General features: G+C 60.8%; 13 protein-coding genes, 1 tRNA gene and 1 pseudogene. 5 read left to right on the plus strand and 10 right to left on the minus strand.

Annotated features, from left to right (window positions below; translation table 11 throughout):
- Positions 1 to 92: 92 nt before the first annotated feature.
- A complete protein-coding gene (locus LPA35_RS06030) occupies positions 93 to 890 on the plus strand; it encodes an outer membrane protein assembly factor BamD (RefSeq protein WP_055396690.1) in 798 nt (265 codons plus the stop codon).
- Here the strand turns inward: LPA35_RS06030 and LPA35_RS06035 are convergent.
- Both LPA35_RS06035 and LPA35_RS06040 read right to left on the minus strand, forming a co-directional pair.
- A complete protein-coding gene (locus tag LPA35_RS06035) occupies positions 853 to 2,901 on the minus strand; it encodes an ATP-dependent DNA helicase (protein WP_228895764.1) in 2,049 nt (682 codons plus the stop codon). The two genes, LPA35_RS06030 and LPA35_RS06035, sit on opposite strands and share 38 nt — an antisense overlap.
- Positions 2,901 to 3,104, minus strand: a complete 204-nt coding sequence (locus LPA35_RS06040; RefSeq protein ID WP_055396751.1) for a YdcH family protein — start codon at positions 3,102 to 3,104, stop codon at positions 2,901 to 2,903. Before LPA35_RS06040 ends, LPA35_RS06035 begins: the two co-directional genes overlap by 1 nt.
- 106 nt (positions 3,105 to 3,210) lie before the next feature.
- On the opposite strand from LPA35_RS06040, the gene LPA35_RS06045 reads away from it, so the two are divergent.
- Positions 3,211 to 4,017: a PP2C family serine/threonine-protein phosphatase gene (locus LPA35_RS06045; RefSeq protein ID WP_055396686.1), complete on the plus strand. Its 807-nt coding sequence runs from the start codon at positions 3,211 to 3,213 to the stop codon at positions 4,015 to 4,017.
- Positions 4,018 to 4,197: 180 nt separating this feature from the next.
- Here LPA35_RS06045 and LPA35_RS06050 read toward each other — a convergent pair whose 3' ends face one another.
- The 5 genes from LPA35_RS06050 to LPA35_RS06070 all read right to left on the minus strand — a co-directional run bounded on the left by LPA35_RS06050 (position 4,198) and on the right by LPA35_RS06070 (position 11,794).
- Entirely contained in the window at positions 4,198 to 4,896 is a 699-nt protein-coding gene (locus tag LPA35_RS06050; RefSeq protein ID WP_228895766.1) for a hypothetical protein, read from the minus strand.
- On the minus strand, positions 4,893 to 5,990 hold the full coding sequence (gene zapE, locus LPA35_RS06055; RefSeq protein WP_228895768.1) for a cell division protein ZapE: 1,098 nt from the start codon (positions 5,988 to 5,990) through the stop codon (positions 4,893 to 4,895). The genes LPA35_RS06050 and zapE overlap by 4 nt, the downstream gene beginning before the upstream one ends.
- 81 nt (positions 5,991 to 6,071) lie before the next feature.
- Positions 6,072 to 7,499, minus strand: coding sequence for a dihydrolipoyl dehydrogenase (gene lpdA, locus LPA35_RS06060; RefSeq protein WP_228895769.1), 1,428 nt, complete (start codon positions 7,497 to 7,499; stop codon positions 6,072 to 6,074).
- 89 nt (positions 7,500 to 7,588) lie between these two features.
- The gene (gene odhB, locus LPA35_RS06065) at positions 7,589 to 8,863 is read right to left on the minus strand and encodes a 2-oxoglutarate dehydrogenase complex dihydrolipoyllysine-residue succinyltransferase (protein WP_121420343.1); all 1,275 of its coding nucleotides are present in this window, start codon (positions 8,861 to 8,863) and stop codon (positions 7,589 to 7,591) included.
- Between the two features lie 51 nt (positions 8,864 to 8,914).
- Positions 8,915 to 11,794: a 2-oxoglutarate dehydrogenase E1 component gene (locus LPA35_RS06070; protein WP_055396677.1), complete on the minus strand. Its 2,880-nt coding sequence runs from the start codon at positions 11,792 to 11,794 to the stop codon at positions 8,915 to 8,917.
- Positions 11,795 to 12,037: 243 nt separating this feature from the next.
- Between LPA35_RS06070 and LPA35_RS06075 the strand changes: the two genes are divergently transcribed.
- Positions 12,038 to 13,096 (plus strand): AI-2E family transporter, encoded by a 1,059-nt coding sequence (locus LPA35_RS06075; protein ID WP_121506183.1) that lies wholly within the window; start codon positions 12,038 to 12,040, stop codon positions 13,094 to 13,096.
- A gap of 131 nt (positions 13,097 to 13,227) precedes the next feature.
- On the opposite strand, the gene LPA35_RS06080 is transcribed toward LPA35_RS06075, so the two are convergent.
- Positions 13,228 to 13,319: transfer RNA gene (locus tag LPA35_RS06080), tRNA-Lys, on the minus strand.
- A gap of 113 nt (positions 13,320 to 13,432) precedes the next feature.
- On the opposite strand from LPA35_RS06080, the gene LPA35_RS06085 reads away from it, so the two are divergent.
- Positions 13,433 to 14,746 carry an integrase gene (locus LPA35_RS06085; protein ID WP_228895772.1) on the plus strand — a complete coding sequence of 438 codons (1,314 nt, stop codon included), beginning with the start codon at positions 13,433 to 13,435 and terminating at the stop codon, positions 14,744 to 14,746.
- A 340-nt stretch (positions 14,747 to 15,086) separates the two neighbouring features.
- A pseudogene (locus LPA35_RS26145) lies at positions 15,087 to 15,197 on the plus strand (IS630 family transposase); the annotation flags it as partial.
- 99 nt (positions 15,198 to 15,296) lie between these two features.
- Here LPA35_RS26145 and LPA35_RS06090 read toward each other — a convergent pair.
- Both LPA35_RS06090 and LPA35_RS06095 read right to left on the minus strand, forming a co-directional pair.
- Positions 15,297 to 15,701: a hypothetical protein gene (locus LPA35_RS06090; protein ID WP_228895773.1), complete on the minus strand. Its 405-nt coding sequence runs from the start codon at positions 15,699 to 15,701 to the stop codon at positions 15,297 to 15,299.
- A 5-nt stretch (positions 15,702 to 15,706) separates the two neighbouring features.
- Positions 15,707 to 19,828 (minus strand): RHS repeat-associated core domain-containing protein, encoded by a 4,122-nt coding sequence (locus LPA35_RS06095; RefSeq protein WP_228895775.1) that lies wholly within the window; start codon positions 19,826 to 19,828, stop codon positions 15,707 to 15,709.
- Between the last annotated feature and the right edge of the window lie 21 nt (positions 19,829 to 19,849).

The following is a 19,849-nucleotide window of genomic DNA, read 5'->3' on the forward strand; positions in this document are numbered from 1 at the left end:
TTTCGTGCCCTGGATGCCAGCGGCGCCTGGCCCTCTGGACCGGCCCAGCTATCCTGCACCCTTGTTTCCTTTTTTGCTGAAAGCTGCCTGCGATGCTGCGTGCCCCACTGCCCCTCGTTTCTGCCCTGCTGCTTGCTGGTCTGCTTGCGGGTTGCTCCAGCACAACCGAAGACAAAACGGCCAACTGGAGCCCCAATCGCATCCATTCGGAAGCGCAGGACGAAATGAACAGCGGCGCCTACGACAAGGCGGTTCCTCTGCTCGAAAAGCTGGAAGGGCGTGCAGCCGGCACCCCGCTGGCGCAGCAGGCCCAGATCGACAAGGCCTACGCGCACTACAAGGCTGGCGAAAAAGCCCAGGCCATTGCAACGCTGGACCGCTTCATGAAGCTCCATCCCGCCAGCCCTGCGCTTGACTATGCGCTGTACCTCAAGGGCTTGGTGAACTTCAACGACAACCTTGGCCTGTTCTCGTTCATCTCGCGCCAGGACCTTTCCGAGCGCGACCAGAAAGCAGCCAAGGACTCCTTTGAGGCCTTCAGCGAGCTGGCCACCCGCTTCCCGGAATCCCGCTACGCACAGGATGCACGCCAGCGCATGACGTACATCGTGAATTCGCTCGCGCAGTACGAAGTGCATGTGGCGCGCTACTACTTCCAGCGCGGCGCGTATGTGGCAGCCATCAGCCGTGCCCAGGTAGCCCTGGCGGACTACCAGGGCGTGCCCGCGCTCGAAGAAGCTCTGTACATCCTGATCCAGTCGTACGACGCACTGGGCATGACGCAGCTGCGCGACGATGCACGCCGCGTGATGGACACTTCGTACCCCCAAAGCGCCTATCTGCGCGGGGGCCTCAAGGAAAAGGCGGAGCCGTGGTGGAAGCTTTGGTAAGCGCCTGAAGAGCTGCTTCAAACTCGGGCTCTGACTCCAGGCGCCGCATGGGCGGCAAGGCCGCCAGCAGGCGCTTGCCATAGCCCATGGTGACAAGGCGGGTGTCACCCACCACCAGAATGCCCTGGTCGGACTCACGCCGGATCAACCGCCCCGCCCCCTGCTTGAGCGCAACGGCTGCCTCGGGCAGTGCGTAAGACTTGAACGCTTTCCCGCCAGATTTCTCAATACGCTGCGTACGCGCCTCCACCAAAGGGTCGCCCGGGGGAGGAAAAGGAAGCTTGTCAATCACAACAAGCTGCAAGGCATCCCCAGGCACATCAAAACCTTCCCAGAACGTCGCGGAAGCCACCAGCACACAGCCCTGCTGCCCGTGCTCGCTCCCTTCGCGAAAACGCTCCATCAGCCGCCGTTTGGGCCACTCGCCCTGCACCAGCACCTCCAGGACAGCGGAGCCCGCAAACTGCGCTTTCAACGCATCGCCAATGGTGCGCAAGGCCTTGAGCGTCGTGGTCAGCACCAGGGTGCGGCCACCCAGTTGCGCTGCAGCCTCGCCCACCCAGCGCGCAAGCGCCATGCTGTGCGAAGGATCGGCCGGAGACGGCAGGTGGCGTGGCACATACAGTGCTGCCTGCGCCCCATAGTCAAACGGGCTCGCAACCCGCAGGATCTGCGCGTCCTGCAAACCCGCCCGCTCCGTGAACCAGCTCAGTTGCTCGTCATCGCCCAAGGTGGCCGAGGTGAAGACCCAGGCCCTGCCGGGTCCGGCAGCAGGCTCCCCGGGCCACCCATCGTCACCCACGGGTTCCGCAGGGGTGGCCAGCAGGCGTGTGCGCATGGCCTCGGCAATGTCCAGGGGGGATTCCGTCAAGCGCAGCTGCGGCCCCACATCGACCCAGCGCACCGCATCCGGATTGCCGGGGCCAGAAAAATGGGCCAGGCGCGCCAGCAGTTCAGTCCCGCGCTCATACAGGCGCACAAAGTCGGGCGCTATTTCGCTGACAGTGTCGAGCGCCTCTTGCGCCTGGGCGCAGGCGAGCGCCACGCGGCGCAGGGCAGTCTGCCATTCATCCGGCCTGACGCTCTCCGGCGTTTCATCGGTCCAGCGCAGCTTTGCGCTGCCCCGCATATCTCCCGCTGCCAAGCGCAAATCCCGGGCAGACAGATCCACTTGGCTCGCAAGCCCCGTCCAATCCGCAAGGCCTCGCGCATGCTGCAGCCCTGCTGCCAGCAGGTCCCTGCCAAAATCCATCAGTTGGCCCGTGGACAGCGTAAGCCCCAGAAACTGCACGCCCGTCTCGTTGATCTGGTGCGCCTCATCAAACACCACCACACGCACGGACGGTAAGAGCTCGGCCATGCCCGACTCGCGCACAGCCACATCGGCGAAGAAAAGGTGGTGGTTGATGACCACGATGTCCGCCGCCAAGGCCTCGCGCCGCGCCAAATGCACGTGGCATTCGCGAAATCGGGGGCACTGCGAGCCCAGGCAGTTCTCACGGGTGGAGGTGACCAGCGGTATCACGGGCGAGCGTTCGTCCAACCCCGTCAGCTCTGCAAGATCGCCCGAGCGCGTGCCATGCGACCAACTCTCGACCTTGGCCAAAACCCGTGCCACTCCAGGCTCACGGGCTGACACATCCTGGCGCGCCAGTTCCATGCGGTACAGGCACAGATAGCTCGCCCTGCCCTTCAGAAGCGCCATGCGCACCGGCAAGCCCAGGGTCTGCGCCAGGCGCGGGAGATCGCGCGCAAACAGCTGGTCCTGCAAGGCCTTGGTGGCGGTGGACAACAGCACCCGTTCGCCGCTCAGGAGTGCCGGGACCAGATAGGAAAAAGTCTTGCCCACCCCCGTGCCTGCCTCCACGACCAGCGCCCCGCCCGTTTCGATGGTGTGCGCCACGGCCATGGCCATTTGCGTTTGGCCTTCGCGCGGCTGGAAATGCGTGTCGGCCCGCGCCAGCACGCCGCCAGGGGCAAACACCTCCTGCACCATCTCTACCAACGCCATCAAGCGGGCTCTTGGGGTTGAAGGTCCCGTTCCAGGCGATCCAGGGCATCACGCAGAGCGAGGCGGCGCTTTTTGAGGCGGCGCAGCGTGAATTCGTCCGCCACGCCGTCAGGGGCACACCGGTCGATCAGAGCGTCCAGATCGGCATGCTCGATGCGCAGCTCAATGAGTTGGCGTTGGGGGGAATGGAGGCTGGGGTTCAAGGCAAGGGGCCGTGGGATGGCAAAAATGCCACAGGCGGGCGGATAATACGCGCTTGCCCCCGTTTGCGCGATGGCCCTTTGCGTACGCGCCCCCACAATCACCAGCATGACCAAAGCGTTTCGCCTCATCGCGTCCACCGGCATCCACAAGGGTGACCGGGAGTACCAGCAAGACCAGGTGATCCTGATCTCCCACGAGCGGCACAATGGCTGCATACTGGGTGTCCTTGCCGATGGCATGGGCGGGCGCAGCGGCGGGCGCAAGGCGTCCGACCAGGTCATGATGACTGCGCGCCAGCTCTTCGAGCGCTATTCGCCCGACACCGACGACCCGGTAGCCATGCTCAAGAGCATGGTGGAAGAAGCTCACATCGTGATCCGGCTCACAGCCATTTCTGCCGAGCAGGAACCGCACAGCACCATTGCAGCCTTTCTTATCAACCCGCGTGGCGACTGCCACTGGGTGCATGCCGGCGATTCACGCATCTACCACTTCCAAGGTGCGCGCATGGTGTTCCGCACCAGCGACCACTCCTATGTACAGGCTCTCGTGGACCGGGGCGAGCTGACCGAAGCCGAGGCCAACAACCATCCGCACTCGAACATTTTGGTGGGCTGCCTCGGCACTGAAAGCGACCCGCCCATCACCACCCATGTGATCCCCCAACTGCAGCCTGGCGATGTGCTCATGGCCTGCAGTGATGGGGTGTGGCACTACTTTTCGCCCACCGAACTCGGCTCCGTGGTTGATTCCCTCTCGCCACGGGAAGCCACGGAGTTTCTGATTGAAAAAGCCCGCTCCCGCGCGCGGGGCGGCGGCGACAACCTCTCGCTGGTCATCGTGAAGATGGAGGCGCTGGTGGAAGAAAAGAAGGTCGCTCGCCTGGTACCCGCTGACGCAGGGCGTCCCTGAAGCAGCGCCCCACCCGCTGGTGCGTGCGTGGGTCGGTGACCAAAAGGGCGAGTGGCTCGGCGGCCCTTGAAGAATGCGGCGCCGACGCTGACCGAGCCTCTGCACCCACTGGCCCGCTGCGCCTTTTGGGCGCCACGCGCACTTTCAACACCTGGGGCAGCCACCCCAAATAAACCTGTTTCAGCGTGCTGCCGAACCCGCTGGCAACGGAGCTGCAGGGACCCGCCCCTGGGCTGCGGCCTCTGCCCGTAACTTTTCGACTCGGTCCCGGCGCTCCTGCGCAGCCTGAAGCGTTTGCGCGTGGCGTGCGCGCGCCTCTGCGGCACGCTCGGCATTGCCACTGGTGCGCGCTGCCTGCTCCTGGGCCTGCTTTTGCACCTTAATGCGCTGCTGCTGTGCTCGCAGCTCAGCCTCGTGGTCACGCTGCGATTTCAGGCCCTGGGGGTCTTGCGACGGCTTGCGCACCACAGCGCTTGCAGCACCGCTGCCCGCTGAGGGGCTATCCGGCACGCCGCGCTGCTTTTCTTCAATGGATTTGAGACGCTCCGCCGCTTTTTCCTTGCGCTCGGCATCATTGAGTTCGATCTCCTGCGCACGCAAACGGGCTTCTGCATCGCGCACGCCCGACCGCACACTGCGCAGACAGTCTTCTACGGAAAATCGCTGGTAACAGGCCGATTCGTCCTGTTGTCGCCTGGCCTTGATGGCCTCGCGTTCGGAGCGGATGCGGTCGTGTTCCACTTTACGTTCGGCCGCCTTGGCGGCTGCCTGCTGGCCGTTGGCCTCCGCACCAGCAGCTGTCGGCTGCGCAATGGCCGAGGCCGACAACCCCCAGGCAAGCAAGAAAATCGCCACAGATACGAAGCGTCTGGAGATCATGTCAGCCCCGTATCGACAGTACGGCGCTCCAGCGCCAGGAACTCCTTGGACTGCATCTCGTTGAGCCGCGAAATCGTTCGCGGAAACTCGTGCGCCAAGGGGCCTTCGGTGTAAAGCTGCTCGGGGGGTACTGCTGCAGACAGGATGAGCTTGACGCGCCTGTCGTACAACACGTCCACGAGCCAGGTAAAACGCCGCGCAGGCGACGCCATGCTCACCGGCATGTAGGGCACATCGGACAGCAGCACAGTGTGGAACTGCGTCGCGATTTCCAGATAGTCGTTCTGCGACCGGGGGCCACCACACAGGGTCTTGAAGTCAAACCACACCACACCACCGGCCTTGCGGCGTGCCCGGATCTCGCGGGCCTCGATGTGCAGCACCGGGTCTTCGTCGTGCACTTCGGCCAGTTGGTCAAACGCCTGGCCCATTTCAGCATCTGCCTCGGGGCCCAGCGGCGTGTGGTACAGCTTCACGTGCTCCAGAGTGCGCCGACGGTAATCGGTACCGTTGTCCACATTGACCACTTCAAGCTTTTCATTGAGCAGGGCAATCGCCGGGAGAATACGGTCGCGGTGCAGGCCGTCGGGGTACAGGTCGTCGGGCTTGAAATTCGAAGTGGTCACAAAGCCCACGCCGTTATCGAACAATGCCGCCAGCAGGCGGTGCAGGATCATGGCGTCGGTAATGTCCGCCACGTGAAACTCGTCAAAGCAGATGAGCTTGTAGCGCTTGGCAATGCGCGCGCCCAGCACGTCCAGCGGGTTGACCGTGCCCTGCAGGCCCGCCAGTTCGCGGTGCACTTCGCGCATGAACTCGTGAAAGTGAAGGCGCACCTTGCGCTTCAAGGGAACGGCGTCGAAAAAGCATTCCATCAGAAAGCTCTTGCCCCGCCCCACCCCGCCATACATGTACACGCCGCGCGGCACATCAGGCCGGTTGATCAGCTTCTTGAGTGCGTTGGAACGCTGGGCCTTGTATGCGGCCCAGTCATCAGCGCAACGCTGAAGGGCATCCACTGCGCGCAATTGGGCAGGGTCACTTTGGTAGCCTTTAGCGGCCAACTCGGTCAGGTAAGCCTGTTTAACAGTCACGTGGTGGATGCTCAGAAACTATGATTTTTATAGCTACTAGCGCTTATCAGATAAGCGCTAGAGCCCGATTTGACCCAAAAATCAGAAGTTCAGAGTGCGCTTATCCACGGCCAGGGCCGCTTCCTTGGTGGCTTCGCTCAGGCTGGGGTGTGCGTGGCAAATGCGAGCGATGTCTTCGCTGCTGGCCTTGAATTCCATGGCCACAACAGCTTCGGCAATCAGCTCGCTGGCCTGCGGGCCCACGATGTGCACGCCCAGAATCTCGTCAGTCTCGGCATCGGCCAGCATCTTGACCATGCCTGTGGTGTCACCCAGCGCCCGTGCACGGCCGTTGGCCAGGAAGGGGAAGCTGCCCGCCTTGTACTTGACGCCATCGGCCTTGAGCTGCTGCTCGGTGCGGCCCACCCATGCGATCTCGGGGCTGGTGTAGATGACCCAGGGAACGGTGTTGAAATTGACGTGGCCATGCTGGCCCGCAATGCGCTCAGCCACCGCAACGCCCTCTTCCTCGGCCTTGTGCGCCAGCATCGGGCCGCGCACCACGTCACCCACCGCCCACACGCCGGGCAGGTTGGTCTTGCAGTCGGCATCCACCACGATGGCGCCACGCTCGTCGAGCTGCAGGCCCACGGCTTCGACGTTCAGGCCAATGGTGTTGGGCACGCGGCCAATGGAGACGATGAGCTTGTCCACGTCCAGCGACTGGGCTTCGCCCTTGGCGTTGGTGTAGGCAATGCTCACGCCCTTCTTGCTGGTCTTGATCTCGCCGACCTTCACGCCCAGCTCAATCTTCAGACCTTGCTTGTCGAAGGCCTTCTTGGCTTCCTTGGCGATCTGCTCGTCCACCGCGCCCAGGAAGGTCGGCAGGCCTTCGAGGATGGTGACATCGGCCCCCAGGCGGCGCCACACCGAGCCCATTTCCAGACCGATCACGCCCGAGCCGATCAGGCCGAGCTTCTTGGGCACAGCGCCCACGCGCAGCGCGCCGTCGTTGGACAGCACCAGTTCTTCGTCGAACGGCGTGCCGGGCAGCGCACGGGCATTGGAGCCGGTGGCAATGATGATCTGCTTGCCCGTCAGCGACTCTTCGGCGGCGCCAGCCACCTTGATCTCGTAGCCGCCTTCAGCAGCCTTCACGAAAGAGCCGCGGCCATGGAAGAAGCTGACCTTGTTCTTCTTGAACAGGTACAGGATGCCGTCGTTGTTCTGCTTCACGACGGTGTCCTTGCGGGCAATCATCTTGGCCACGTCCATCTTGACGCCCGTGGCGGTGATGCCGTGCTCGGCGAAGTGCTTGTTGGCGTGTTCGAAATGCTCGGACGATTGCAGCAGCGCCTTGGACGGAATGCAGCCCACGTTGGTACAGGTGCCGCCCGGTGCGGGGCCACCCTTGTCGTTCTTCCACTCGTCGATACAGGCAACATTGAAGCCCAGCTGGGCTGCGCGGATGGCGGCAATGTAGCCACCGGGGCCACCGCCGATGACGATCACATCAAATTGTTTGCTCATGGGAAATCTCGTTCAGTCTGTTGGAGAAAGACCCACCGGCGGGCACAACCAGAGGTCGGCCACGCGGGTGGGTCCATGCGGTCAGGAGGTTAGATGTCGAACAGCAGGCGCGATGGGTCTTCCAGCGCATCCTTCATCGCCACCAGGCCCAGCACGGCTTCGCGGCCGTCGATGATACGGTGGTCGTAGGACATGGCCAGGTAGTTCATCGGGCGCACAACGATCTGGCCGTTCTCCACCACAGCGCGGTCCTTGGTGGCGTGCACGCCCAGGATGGCGGACTGGGGCGGGTTGATGATGGGCGTGGACATCATCGAGCCGAAGGTGCCACCGTTGGAAATCGAGAACGTGCCGCCGGTCATTTCTTCAATGCCCAGCTTGCCTTCAGCGGCCTTCTTGCCGAATTCGGCGATCTTCTTCTCGATGTCGGCAAAGCTCATCTGGTCGGCATTGCGCAGGATAGGCACCACCAGGCCACGGGGCGAGCCCACGGCGATGCCGATGTCGAAGTAGCCGTGGTAAACAATGTCGTTGCCATCGACCGAGGCGTTCAGCACGGGGTACTTCTTCAAGGCGTGCACGGCAGCCTTCACGAAGAAGCTCATGAAGCCGATCTTCACGCCATGCTCCTTGGTGAACGTGTCCTGGAACTTCTTGCGCATGTCCATCACCGGCGCCATGTTCACTTCGTTGAACGTGGTCAGGATGGCGTTGGTCGATTGCGACTGCAGCAGGCGCTCGGCCACGCGGGCGCGCAGGCGGCTCATGGGCACGCGCTGCTCGGGGCGGTCGCCCAGGTCTTCCTTGGCGGCCGGGGCCGACACCTGGGGCAGTGCCTTGGTGGGCACGCCCGTGGGGATGGCGCTCGGGGCCGCCACAGCAGCCTTGGCGGCACCACCAGCCACAGCGCTGAGCACGTCGCCCTTGGTCACGCGGCCATCCTTGCCGCTGCCGGCCACAGCCGATGCGGACAGGTTGTTCTCGGCCAGCAGCTTGGCGGCAGCGGGCATCGCCACATCGCCCTTGGAGCCGCCAACAGCCGCTGGTGCGGGGGCAGGAGCCGATGCCGTGGCGGCAGCGGGTGCTGCAGCAGCGGCGGCAGGAGCGGCCGCGCCGGCCTTGCCTTCGGTATCGATCTTGGCAATGAGCTGCTCGGCCACCACGGTGGCGCCGTCGCCCTGGATGATTTCAGCCAGCACACCAGCCGAGGGGGCAGGCACTTCAAGCACCACCTTGTCGGTTTCGATCTCGATCAGGATCTCATCCACTGCCACAGCCTCACCGGCCTTTTTCTTCCACGTCAGCATGGTGGCCTCGGCCACGGATTCGGACAGCTGGGGGACTTTGACTTCTACGATAGCCATATCAATTCTTTCGGAATGGGGTTTTGTTCTGTTGTCGGGTCGCAGCTGGCCTTACTTGGTCAGGACAAAACCCTTGAGCTTGGCAAACGCGCCGTCCACCAGCGCCTTTTGTTGTTCCTGGTGCAGGTGCGAGTAGCCCACGGCAGGTGACGCGGAAGCCGCGCGGCCGGAATAGCCCAGCTTCTGGCCTTCGAGCATGTTCTCGTGGATGTAGTGCTGCACGAAGAACCAAGCGCCCTGGTTCTGCGGCTCGTCCTGGCACCACACCACGTCGGTGGCGTTGGGGTAGCGCTTGATTTCAGCGGCGAATGCCTTGTGCGGGAAGGGGTAGAGCTGCTCCACGCGGATGATGGCCACATCGTCGTCTTCGCGCTCGGTGCGCTTCTTCACGAGGTCGTAGTACACCTTGCCGGAGCAGGCGATCACACGCTTGACCTTGGCTGCCTTCTTGACGATGGCCTCGTCCTGCTCGGGAATCACCGTCTGGAAGCTGCCCTTGGTGAACTCGGACAGCGGCGAAGTCGCATCCTTGTTACGCAACAGCGACTTGGGCGTCATGATGATCAGCGGCTTGCGCAGATCACGCACCATCTGGCGACGCAGCACATGGAAGATCTGGCTGGCGGTGGTGGGCTGCACCACCTGCATGTTGGCGTCGGCCGACAGCTGCATGAAGCGTTCGAGGCGGGCAGAGCTGTGCTCAGGGCCCTGGCCTTCGTAGCCGTGTGGCAGCATCAGCGTGATGCCGTTGACGCGGCCCCACTTCACTTCACCCGAGGCGATGAACTGGTCGATCACGACCTGCGCACCGTTGGCAAAGTCGCCGAATTGCGCTTCCCAGATCACCAGGGTGTTGGGGTCGTTGGAGGCGTAGCCGTATTCAAAGCCCAGCACCGCTTCTTCCGACAGGATCGAGTCGATCACAACGAACGGAGCCTGATTCTCGGCCACATTCTGCAGTGGCACATAGGTGCCGATGTCCCACTTCTCGCGCTTCTGGTCATGAATAACCGAGTGGCGGTGCGTGAACGTGCCACGGCCACAGTCTTCGCCCGACAGGCGCACGGGGTAGCCGCTGGCCACCAACGATGCGAATGCCATGTGCTCGCCCATACCCCAGTCCACGGGGATCTCGCCACGGCCCATGGCAGCGCGGTCGTCATAGACCTTCTTGACCAACTGGTGCGGCGTCACGCTCTCAGGAATGGTCGTGATCTTCTCGGCCAGGCGCTTCCACTCAGCCAGAGGAATGGCCGTGTCGCCAGCGTCCGTCCACTTCTTGCCCAGGAACGGGCTCCAGTCCACGGCGTACTTGCTCTTGAAGTTGGTCAGGACGGGATCGACCGTGTGCTTGCCGGCATCCATGGCGGCACGATAGGCCTTGACCATATCGTCGCCCAGCGACTCACCCAGGCCCTGTGCCGCCAGCTTGTCGGCATAGAGCTTGCGCGTGCCAGGGTGCTGGCCGATCTTCTTGTACATCAGCGGCTGGGTCAGAGCCGGGGTGTCCTGCTCGTTGTGGCCCAGTTTGCGGAAGCAGATGATGTCCACCACCACGTCCTTCTTGAATTCCATGCGGAACTCCAAGGCGAGCTGGGTGGCCAGCACCACGGCTTCGGGGTCATCACCGTTCACGTGCAGCACGGGCGACTCGATCATCTTGACGATGTCGGTGCAATACAGCGTGGAACGCGTATCACGCGGATCGGAGGTGGTGAAACCGATCTGGTTGTTGATGATGATGTGCACCGTGCCACCCGTGTAGTAGCCACGGGTCTGGGCCAGCGCCAGGGTTTCCTGGTTCACACCCTGGCCGGCAAAGGCCGCATCACCATGCACCAGCACCGGCAGCACCTGCTTGCCGTGCGGGTCGGCGCGGCGGTCCATGCGGGCACGCACGGACCCTTCGACCACGGGGTTCACGATTTCCAGGTGGGAAGGATTAAATGCCAGCGACAGGTGGACCGGGCCGCCAGGGGTGGTCACATCCGAGCTGAAGCCCTGGTGGTACTTCACGTCACCGGCTGGCAGGTCTTCGGGAGCGGTGTGGTCGAACTCGGCGAACAAGTCCTTGGGCATCTTGCCCAACGAATTGACCAGCACATTGAGACGACCCCGGTGGGCCATGCCGATCACGATTTCCTGAACGCCCTTGGCACCGGCAGACTGGATCAGCTCGTCCATGGCGGCGATGAAGCTTTCACCCCCTTCCAGGGAGAAACGCTTCTGACCGACGTACTTGGTGTGCAGGAAACGCTCCAGACCTTCGGCGGCCGTCAGGCGGTCCAGGATCTGCTTTTTCTTGTCCACACCAAAGCTGGGCTTGCTGCGGATCTTTTCCAGTTTTTCCTGCCACCAGCGCTTCTGGTTCTGGTCAGTGGCATACATGTACTCGGCGCCAATAGAGCCGCAGTATGTTTCGCGCAGCGCGTTGATCAACTCGCGCAGCGGCATCGACTCTTTGCCGAAGAACGTGTTGCTGGTGTTGAACACCGTTTCCTGGTCAGCGTCGCTGAAACCATAGAAAGAGGGTTCGAGTTCAGGAATGGCGGGGCGCTCGGTGCGCTTGAGGGGATCCAGATCAGCCCAGCGTTGGCCCACGTTGCGGTAGGCAGCGATCAGCTGCTGAACGGCAGTGCGCTTGCGGCCCAACTCAGAGTCCGCACCCGTTGCCACAACAACCTTGGTGCCGCCCTGTTTGGCGCGTTCGGCGAAAGCGTTGATGACGGGGAGGTGGGGGACGTCTTTGGCATTGCTGCCATCCACCGCAGGCACATGTTGAAGTGCATCAAAGTACTCGCGCCAATTGTCTGGCACGCTACCTGGGTTGGCGAGGTAGTTCTCGTACATCTCTTCGACATAGGGCGCATTGCCGCCGAAGAGGTAAGTGTTGCCTTGGTAGGCTTGATAGACGGACGTCGTATCGCTCATATTCCGCTGACCTCCGCTTTCCTTGGGAAAGCATTAGCTGGTTGAGAAACCTTCCGCGACACGGCTGAACCGATTGGCGGATGCGACTGTGGCTGGGGAAGGGCCTTGGTACGGGCGCCATTGTGCCACCGAATGGCCGACCGCCCTACGGAAATGGTGGGGCCGGTGCTGACACACTGGCGCAACAAGCGTCTACAAACCTGGCTCGCGTACATTCCGGGTATCTCATTGCCACCTATCCTCATGACGCCACCCACCCTTCAGAACAAAGTCTTTTTGCTGCTGCTGGCCCTTGTCACCATCGCCTTTGGAGCCATCCTTTGGCAGTTCCACGGCGCGGTCTTCTGGGGCGTCATCCTGGCCATCTTGTTTGCCCCCCTGCACCGCAAACTGTTGCGGCGCATGCCCCGGCGGCGCAATCTTGCAGCGCTGTGTACCCTGGGACTGTGCCTTATTGTGGTCATCCTTCCCATGACAGCGATCACGGTATCCCTGGCCCAGGAAGCCACGATAATCTATGAACGGATGCGGTCGGGCCAGCTAAATTTTGGGCTCTACCTACAGCAGGTGATCGCCGCCCTGCCCACCTGGGCCGCCAATTTGTTGGACCGGTTGAATCTCACGACCGTTGGCGAGCTACAACAAAAGTTCTCTTCCGTCGCTGTCCAGGCCAGTCAGTTTGTTGCCACACAGGCATTAAGTATTGGACAGAACACGCTGCAGTTCATCGTGAGCTTCGGCATCATGCTCTATCTGCTGTTCTTCCTGTTGCGTGACGGATCGAGTCTGGCCTTGCGCATTGGCCAGGCCACCCCGCTGGACGAAACACACAAGCGGCAACTGGTCAGCAAGTTCACCACCGTCATTCGCGCCACGGTCAAAGGCAACATTGTCGTGGCGGCCTCCCAAGGAGCGCTGGGCGGTTTGATTTTCTGGATCCTGGGCATCCAGGGCCCCGTGCTGTGGGGAGTTTCCATGGCCTTCCTGTCGCTGCTTCCCGCCGTGGGAGCGGGGCTGATCTGGGTGCCGGTGGCAATTTACTTCCTGGCCACGGGTGCGGTCTGGCAAGGCGTGGTGCTGACTGCGTTTGGCGTTGGCGTTATAGGACTCGTTGACAACGTCCTTCGTCCGATTTTGGTGGGCAAGGACACCAAGATGCCAGACTACGTTGTGCTGATATCCACCCTGGGAGGCATGGCGCTCTTTGGGTTGACGGGCTTCGTGATAGGACCAGTTATTGCGGCGCTTTTCATTGCGAGCTGGGACCTGTTTTCACCCAGCGCCAGCACTGAATCCGCGTAGCAAAATGGAGTGATACAACAATCGGGGCCATGAATAACATGGCACTGCATCGAACGTGCGGATCACAAAAAAACAAAGGCCTCCGCAAGGAGGCCTTTGTTTACGCCAAAAGACTGGCGCCTGGATTCGGGTGGTAGGACGTACAAGATTCGAACTTGTGACCAACGGATTAAAAGTCCGAAATAGCTGGATTTCTTTGGACTCCCTTAGACAACCAAATCCTCACAAGCTGTTGATTTTTATCGATTTTTTATCCAGCCTCGTCTAACCACATCCAACCCCATCCACTAGAATTCTGGCAACGATCTGGCAACGGATCTCATTGCAAAGGATCAGATGGCAACCAAAACTCCGGGGCAAGTCATTCAAGAGATGCCTGCCGGCAAGTTCGTGACGATGGCGAAGGTGATGCCGAGCGGCTCGCTGCAAGCCAGGAAGGACAGTGCCGGGTCTACGAGGTTCTACTGGAGATTCAGTATCGGCACCAAGAGTGAGCGAGTGCTCGTGGGCGTCTACGACTCGGCAGCATCACCAAAGAGCTTGACCCCAACCTCAAAAGGCTTCTCCGTCACAGCGGCTACACGAGCGGCCGAAGCCCTCGCACTAAGGCACTACACGAATCGGGAAAATGGCGGCCATCCCGCCTTAGTGGCCGCTAGCCGCAGCGCTCAAGCCGCAGAGGACGAAGCGCGGAGAAACGCCGAACTGAATACCTTGGAAAGGCTTCTGAGCCTTTACTGCGACTACCTTCAAGATTTAGGAAGGGAATCGCATAAGGACGCCCGTTCGATCTTTAACCTTCATGTGATGCGAGCATGGCCCGACGTTGCGGGACTGCCAGCCAAAGAGGTATCCACTGAGCAGTTCGCTGACATGATGCGCAATCTCATTGAAGCTGGGAAGAAGCGCACGGCCAACAAGCTCCGTGCGTATGCTCGGTCAGCCTACCAGGTTGCAAAAGCAGCGAAATCTAAGCCCTCCATTCCCGTTGCGTTCAAAGATTTCGGCATTTCAATAAATCCAGTTGCCGATACTCTCCCGGATGAAACCGGAAACAGGTCGTCAAAAGCACCACTATCAGCGCACGAGCTTCGTATTTACTGGCAAAAGATCCGTTCGATGAATGGTTCCATAGGGGCTATGCTCCGCCTCCATTTGCTTACCGGAGGTCAGCGAATAGCGCAGTTTGTGCGCCTACTCTCATCTGACGCGGCAACTGAACATATTGTCTTGTTCGATTCAAAGGGCCGTCCAGGTCAACCTGCGCGATCGCACACCGTCCCCCTTATAAAACCAGCCCGCGAGGCTCTTTTCGAGGTCATTTCCTCAGGAAAGTGGGCTCTCTCCACTGATGGTGGAAAAACGCATATCGCCGCAACCTCATTAAGTAAATGGGCAGTGGACGCAGCGGGTGACGAGATTCCTGGTTTTCTTACCAAACGCATTCGCTCCGGCATTGAAACATTGCTTGCAAGCGCGAGGGTGAATTCCGACATCCGGGGGCGTCTGCAATCACACGGCATTGCCGGAGTCCAAGCCCGTCACTACGACGGGCATGACTACTTCGATGAGAAACTGGAATCGTTGGAAAAAGTCTACACGCTACTGGAAAAGCCTTTTTCGGATACCCAGCGAGCGAAGTCTGGTTGAATTTCGGGTAGATGGTTGTCGCAGTGCTATTGCTGACCATCAAGAGCTCGACGCCGGCTTCTGCCAAGCCTTCAGTGTATCGAATGCTGACGTGTTGCGATCCCCTGTCGGAGTGTGGAATCAGCGCAGCATTTGAACGCCAGTATTCAACGTGCAATGCACACCAAATTGACCGCTGAGACGCCCAAAGGCTGTGGGTGCCAGCGCCAAACTGATCATGAATGCCGGCCCACCATTGACCATCTGTTGTTCGGTCAAAATGGAATGTTGGCGGGCGGTCTAAACCGTCATTGGTTGGTCACATCCTGATCGGCAGATCTGCACAGATCTGGTCAATCCGACACGCGCGCCAACAGTCAAGGCGACTGCTCGCCATCTACGCAGTGTGCAGCGTCAGCCCGAGAGGGTTCGCAAGTACTTCCAGCATGATCCAGTTCACTATGCCGCTTGATTCAACTTCATTGATGCCGGATCAATAAATTCGGTGGATTGCCGCACAGCCCCACGCAGGGGGCAGGTTTGTGCAACAAAGCCGACCGTCAGTATTTCATCACGATCCCATCGCCCTGATTTTCTCAATAACTTGATCATAATTTTTAACAACATCACGACTTCCATCAGGAGACTTGCCACGTAGATCCGATATTTTATCAATCAATTTGTGTATATTTACATATTGACTATCTGTCTCGTATCTTTGGAGAACAAGAATCATTGGATCATTGATATCCAAATCAAGTACATCGGATTCATCTAAAAAATCGATATACGCAAGTACATAATACTCAAATGCGACCCAACCCATCCACGCCAGATCATCCACATAAAAATCTCCCTCACCAAATAGTGCTTGAGCCTCTGCACGCGATTTTCCGAAAAAATGCTGGAATGCCACCTTTTCATCCAAATTAAGAAGATTGGTAGGACTAATATCAATAAGCGTCGGATATGTCATCGCAATTAATCAATAGAATCCAGCAGCGCTTTTCCACAGCACTTATTGCGCGCCTGGATTGTTTTTGTGAGTTCGAAGTTGTGACTCTGCTCCGCTTTTTTAGATCCCTTTGCAATTGACCCAGGAAGTATATAATCGCATTTTCCTTTAAGGTAATTTTTTCGCAACTGCACAACGGAAGCCCAGCATGCGCAATTAGCAGCGGCTTCGGTAGGATCACAGTCGCCGCCGCAACGCCTACAAACGTTGCTCTCAAGATGTTTATAGCTTTGATGTATTAGCTCGCATCGCAGAACAAGTTTTCCGTAAATTATTAATATTATTACTACCGGATGACGTCCATTGGAGTCCCCTTTAATGACCGGGTTAGCGTCCGCATAGGCAAAAATATTTAACCCGCCATCCACTCCAATCGGATCACTCTCAACGTACCGCCCTACCCCCGGCAAGTAATCCCGATTAAAGTTGTAATGCATCTGCGTCTCCCGATCCCAATACTGCCCCGGGAACCTCAGGTTCATCTCCGTCGCCTGCGTGATGGCCTTTGTCGCCCCAAACGCTTCTGACGCTCCCTTCCATGTGATAGCGCCCGCCTTGTCGGTGCCCAGGATGGGCGTTGCAAGATGATCCGTATGCAGATAGTGGTAGCTCGTGGTGCCACTGGTCAAGCTGTTGCCACTGACGTTCGCTTGCCACATCGGGTCGGTGCTCCACAGTCCTTGCTGCACGGCCTTGGGGTTGAAGCCGTAGGCCTTGGTGAGGGTTCCTTGGCTGTCGGTCTCTGCCAGCAGGCCGGTATCGCTGTACAGGAAGTACGTGGCGGTGCTTGCGGATCCGCTTCCCGTCGTTTTGCTGATCCTTCGCCCAAACGGGTCGTACCGGTAGCTGGTGGTTTGCCCATTCTGGCTGGTCTCAATCAGCCGTTCTGCCGCGTTGTAGCGGTAGTTTCTGTGCCAGGCTCCACTTTTTTCTTCTTGGGTGTGTCCCTGCGGGGTGAAGCTCACGCTGGTGTCTGCGGGAGCTGCACCGCTGAAGGGTGTGGTGCGGGGGTACTGGGTGAGCTGGTTGTCTGCGTTGTAACTCCAAGCCCCAGGTTGGTGTGCGCTTGCAATGCGGTTGCCCGCGGGGTCGTAGCTGTATTGCTCATGTGGTAGGCCAAGGCTTCTAAGACTGTTGTCGGGCGTGGCTTGAGTCAGGCGACTTAGCTTGTCGTAGCCGTACTGGGTGCTTCCAAGGTCGCTGTCGATCTGGGTAATGTTGCCTGCCAGGTCGTATTGGTAGCTTTTAAGGGCCAGCAGTTGGCTGGCACTGTTCCTCACTTCGATGCGGGTGTGGCGCTGCAGGGGGTCGTAGGCCAGGGTTTTGGTAGCGCCGGGGGTGGTGATTTGCCCGGGGGCCATCCATTGGTAGTTGCTGTAGCTGATCTGGCTTTGGTTGGGCAGGGTGACCTGTGCCAAGCGGCCTTTGTCGTAGGCGTAGCTTTGCTGGCTGCCATCGGGGTAGGTGTGGCTCGCCAGTTGGCCGTCGGCGTTGAAGCCTTGGCCGAGGGTGAAGGCGATGGTTCCTCCCCCTGCTTCCACCTTGCCGTAGCTGATGGCGCTTTGCGTGGTGCGGCCTTGGGGGTCTTTGGTGTAGCTGGCGCTGCTGATGAGGTTGCCGCTGCCGTCTTGTTGTTCGTAGCTAACCAGCAGGCCGTCGTTGTCGTACTGGCGGCTGATGCGTTGGTCGAGCGCGCTGCCTTGCAGGCGGTGTTCTTCCAGGGTCATGCGCCCGGCGGTGTCGTAGCTGTAGGTGCGGGTGTTGCCGCCTGCGTCGGTTCTTTGGGCCAACTGGCCTGCGGCGTCGTAGCTGTATTGGATGACGCCGCCCAGGGGTCTGGCTTCCTTGACGAGGTGCCCTGCTTTGTCGTAGTCAAAGCGGTGGGTGTTGCCGTTGGCGTCGGTGACGGCGATGAGCTGGTCTTGCGCGTCCCAGCTTTGCTTTGTGCTTTGGTTGAGGCTATCGATGGTCTCCACCAGGCGGCCCAGGGCGTCGTAGCGGTACAGGGTGGTGTTGCCTGCGGGGTCGGTGCTGCTGATGCGCTGGCCTTGGGCGTCGTAGGCCTGGTGTTGGGTGCGCGTGGTCGCAGGGGTTGTGCTGGCGTCCAGCGTTTCGATGGTCTGGGTTTGGCGGCCGCGCTGGTCGTAGCGGTAGGTTTCTGTGTAGGTGGGGTAGATGGTGGCGGTGAGCAGGCCTGCCAGGGGAGTGCCGTCGGCACCGTATTCGTATTTGGTGGTGTTGCCAGCGGGGTCAGTGGTCTGGCTCATGCGGCCCAGGGCGTCGTAGGCGGTGGTGCTGGTCAGGCCGCTAGGGCTGGTGTTGGCGTTGGTGCGGCCTGCGGCGTCGTAGCCGACTTTGGTGCCGGTGGTTTCGCCGGGCTGGCGTTGTTCGATCACACGGCCTGCGGTGTCGTAGACGGTTTGCTGGGTGTGGCCTTCTGCGCTGGTGCTTTGGGTGCGTTTGCCCAGGCTGTCGTAGCTGTGGCGGGTGGTTTGGTTGAGGGCGTTGGTGCTGGCCAGCAGGTTGCCGGCGGCGTCGTAGCTGTGGGTGCTGGTGTGGCCCAGGGGGTTGGTCTGGGTGAGAACCTGGCCTTGGGTGTTGTAGGTGGCGCTGGCGCTGGCGCCCAGGGCGTTGGTGGTTTTGACGAGGTTCCCTGCGCTGTCGTATTCGTAGCTGTTGCCTACGGCGTCTGGGCCCAGGCCGTTGCCTGCGCCCCGGGTGCTGCGGGTGAGTTGGCCCCACTGGTCGTAGGTGCTGCGGGTGGTGCGTTGTTCGGGCTGACCCAGAGCTTCGGTGTGTTCGACTTCGTTGCCTTTGGCGTCGTAGGCCCAGGTGCTGACGATGCCCAGGGTGTTGGTGTGCCGCAGGGTGCGGCCCTGGCTGTCGTATTGGTAGGTTTCTCGGCTGCCGTCGGGGTGGATGATCTGCAGGGGGCGGCGCGCGCTGTCGTATTGGGTGGTGGTGGTTTGGCCGCGGGGGTCGATGCTGCGCTCTTGGCTGGCGCTGTCGACGATGCGCTGGCTTTGTAGTTGGTCGTTGGTGCTGTCTTGCAGCAGCAGGCCCACTTTGTTGTAGATGCGCCTACGGGTGGCGCCGGTGGCGTCCTGGCTGTGGATGGTGTACAGCTGGCGCACACGGTCGTATTCCACGCGGTACAGGGTGGTGGCGCCGGTTTCTTCCTGGATGCTGCCAACGCGGGCTACGGGGGCCAGCGGGGCTTTTGTCTGGCCGCTGGAGGCGGTACTGGTGTTGGCGTTGCCTCCGCTGCCTGCGCCGTTGCCTGCGCCCGTACCTGCAAAGCCGGGGCTTGCAGGGATGGGGGTGGGGCTGGTGAGGTAGGTGATGTTCAGCTTGGCGCCCTGGGGGTTGGTGCGCTGCGTGAGCTGGCCTTGGCTGTTGTAGTCGTATTTCCAGAGCTGGCCCAAGAGGTCGGTGACTTGGGTGAGTTGGCTGTCTGCGCCGCTGCCGCTCCATTGGTAGCTGACTTTGCGGCCCGTGCTGTCGCTCACGCGGGTGATGCGGCCTTCGCTGTCGCTGTCCAGGGTGAGCACGGTGCGGGCGTTGTGGTCGTTCACGGCGTTGATCTGGCCGTGTGCGTCGCGCCCGAAGCTCACTTGGACGCCGTTGGGGTCTTCGTAGCGCTGGATAGCGCCCGCAGTGTCGTAGTGCACGCTGTTACCCAGGCGGTCGTACCAGCGCCAGCCTGTGGGGGTCTGGGCGATGAGGTTGTTGGCGTCAAAGCGGTAGATGCTGCCTGCGCTGCCTTGTCCGCCCTGCGTGGTCTGGCTGCCGGTGCGTTCGTAAAGGCTGCCTGCGCGCTGCACGGCCAGCACCCCGCCCAAAGGGTCGGCAATCAACCGCAGATTGGACCACGCGGGGTTGAGGTACCACCGCCCCGCCGCCCAGGTGCGCTGGATGGCGACCTGCCCCCCCAGCACTTTGACGGCGATGTCCTGGCGGGTTTCTGTGTACTCCTGGTTGGGCAAGCGAACGCTCTGGCTGACAGGCTGCGCCAGGGCTGAAAGGGGAACGCACAGGCCTGCGGCCAGGGTCAATGCCGCAAGGGCGGCGAGGATGGGGCGTTTCATGGGAATCACAGTGAAGGAAAT

Origin of the sequence: Acidovorax sp. Leaf73, assembly GCF_916855635.1 — a bacterium.
Lineage (GTDB): Bacteria > Pseudomonadota > Gammaproteobacteria > Burkholderiales > Burkholderiaceae_C > Acidovorax > Acidovorax facilis.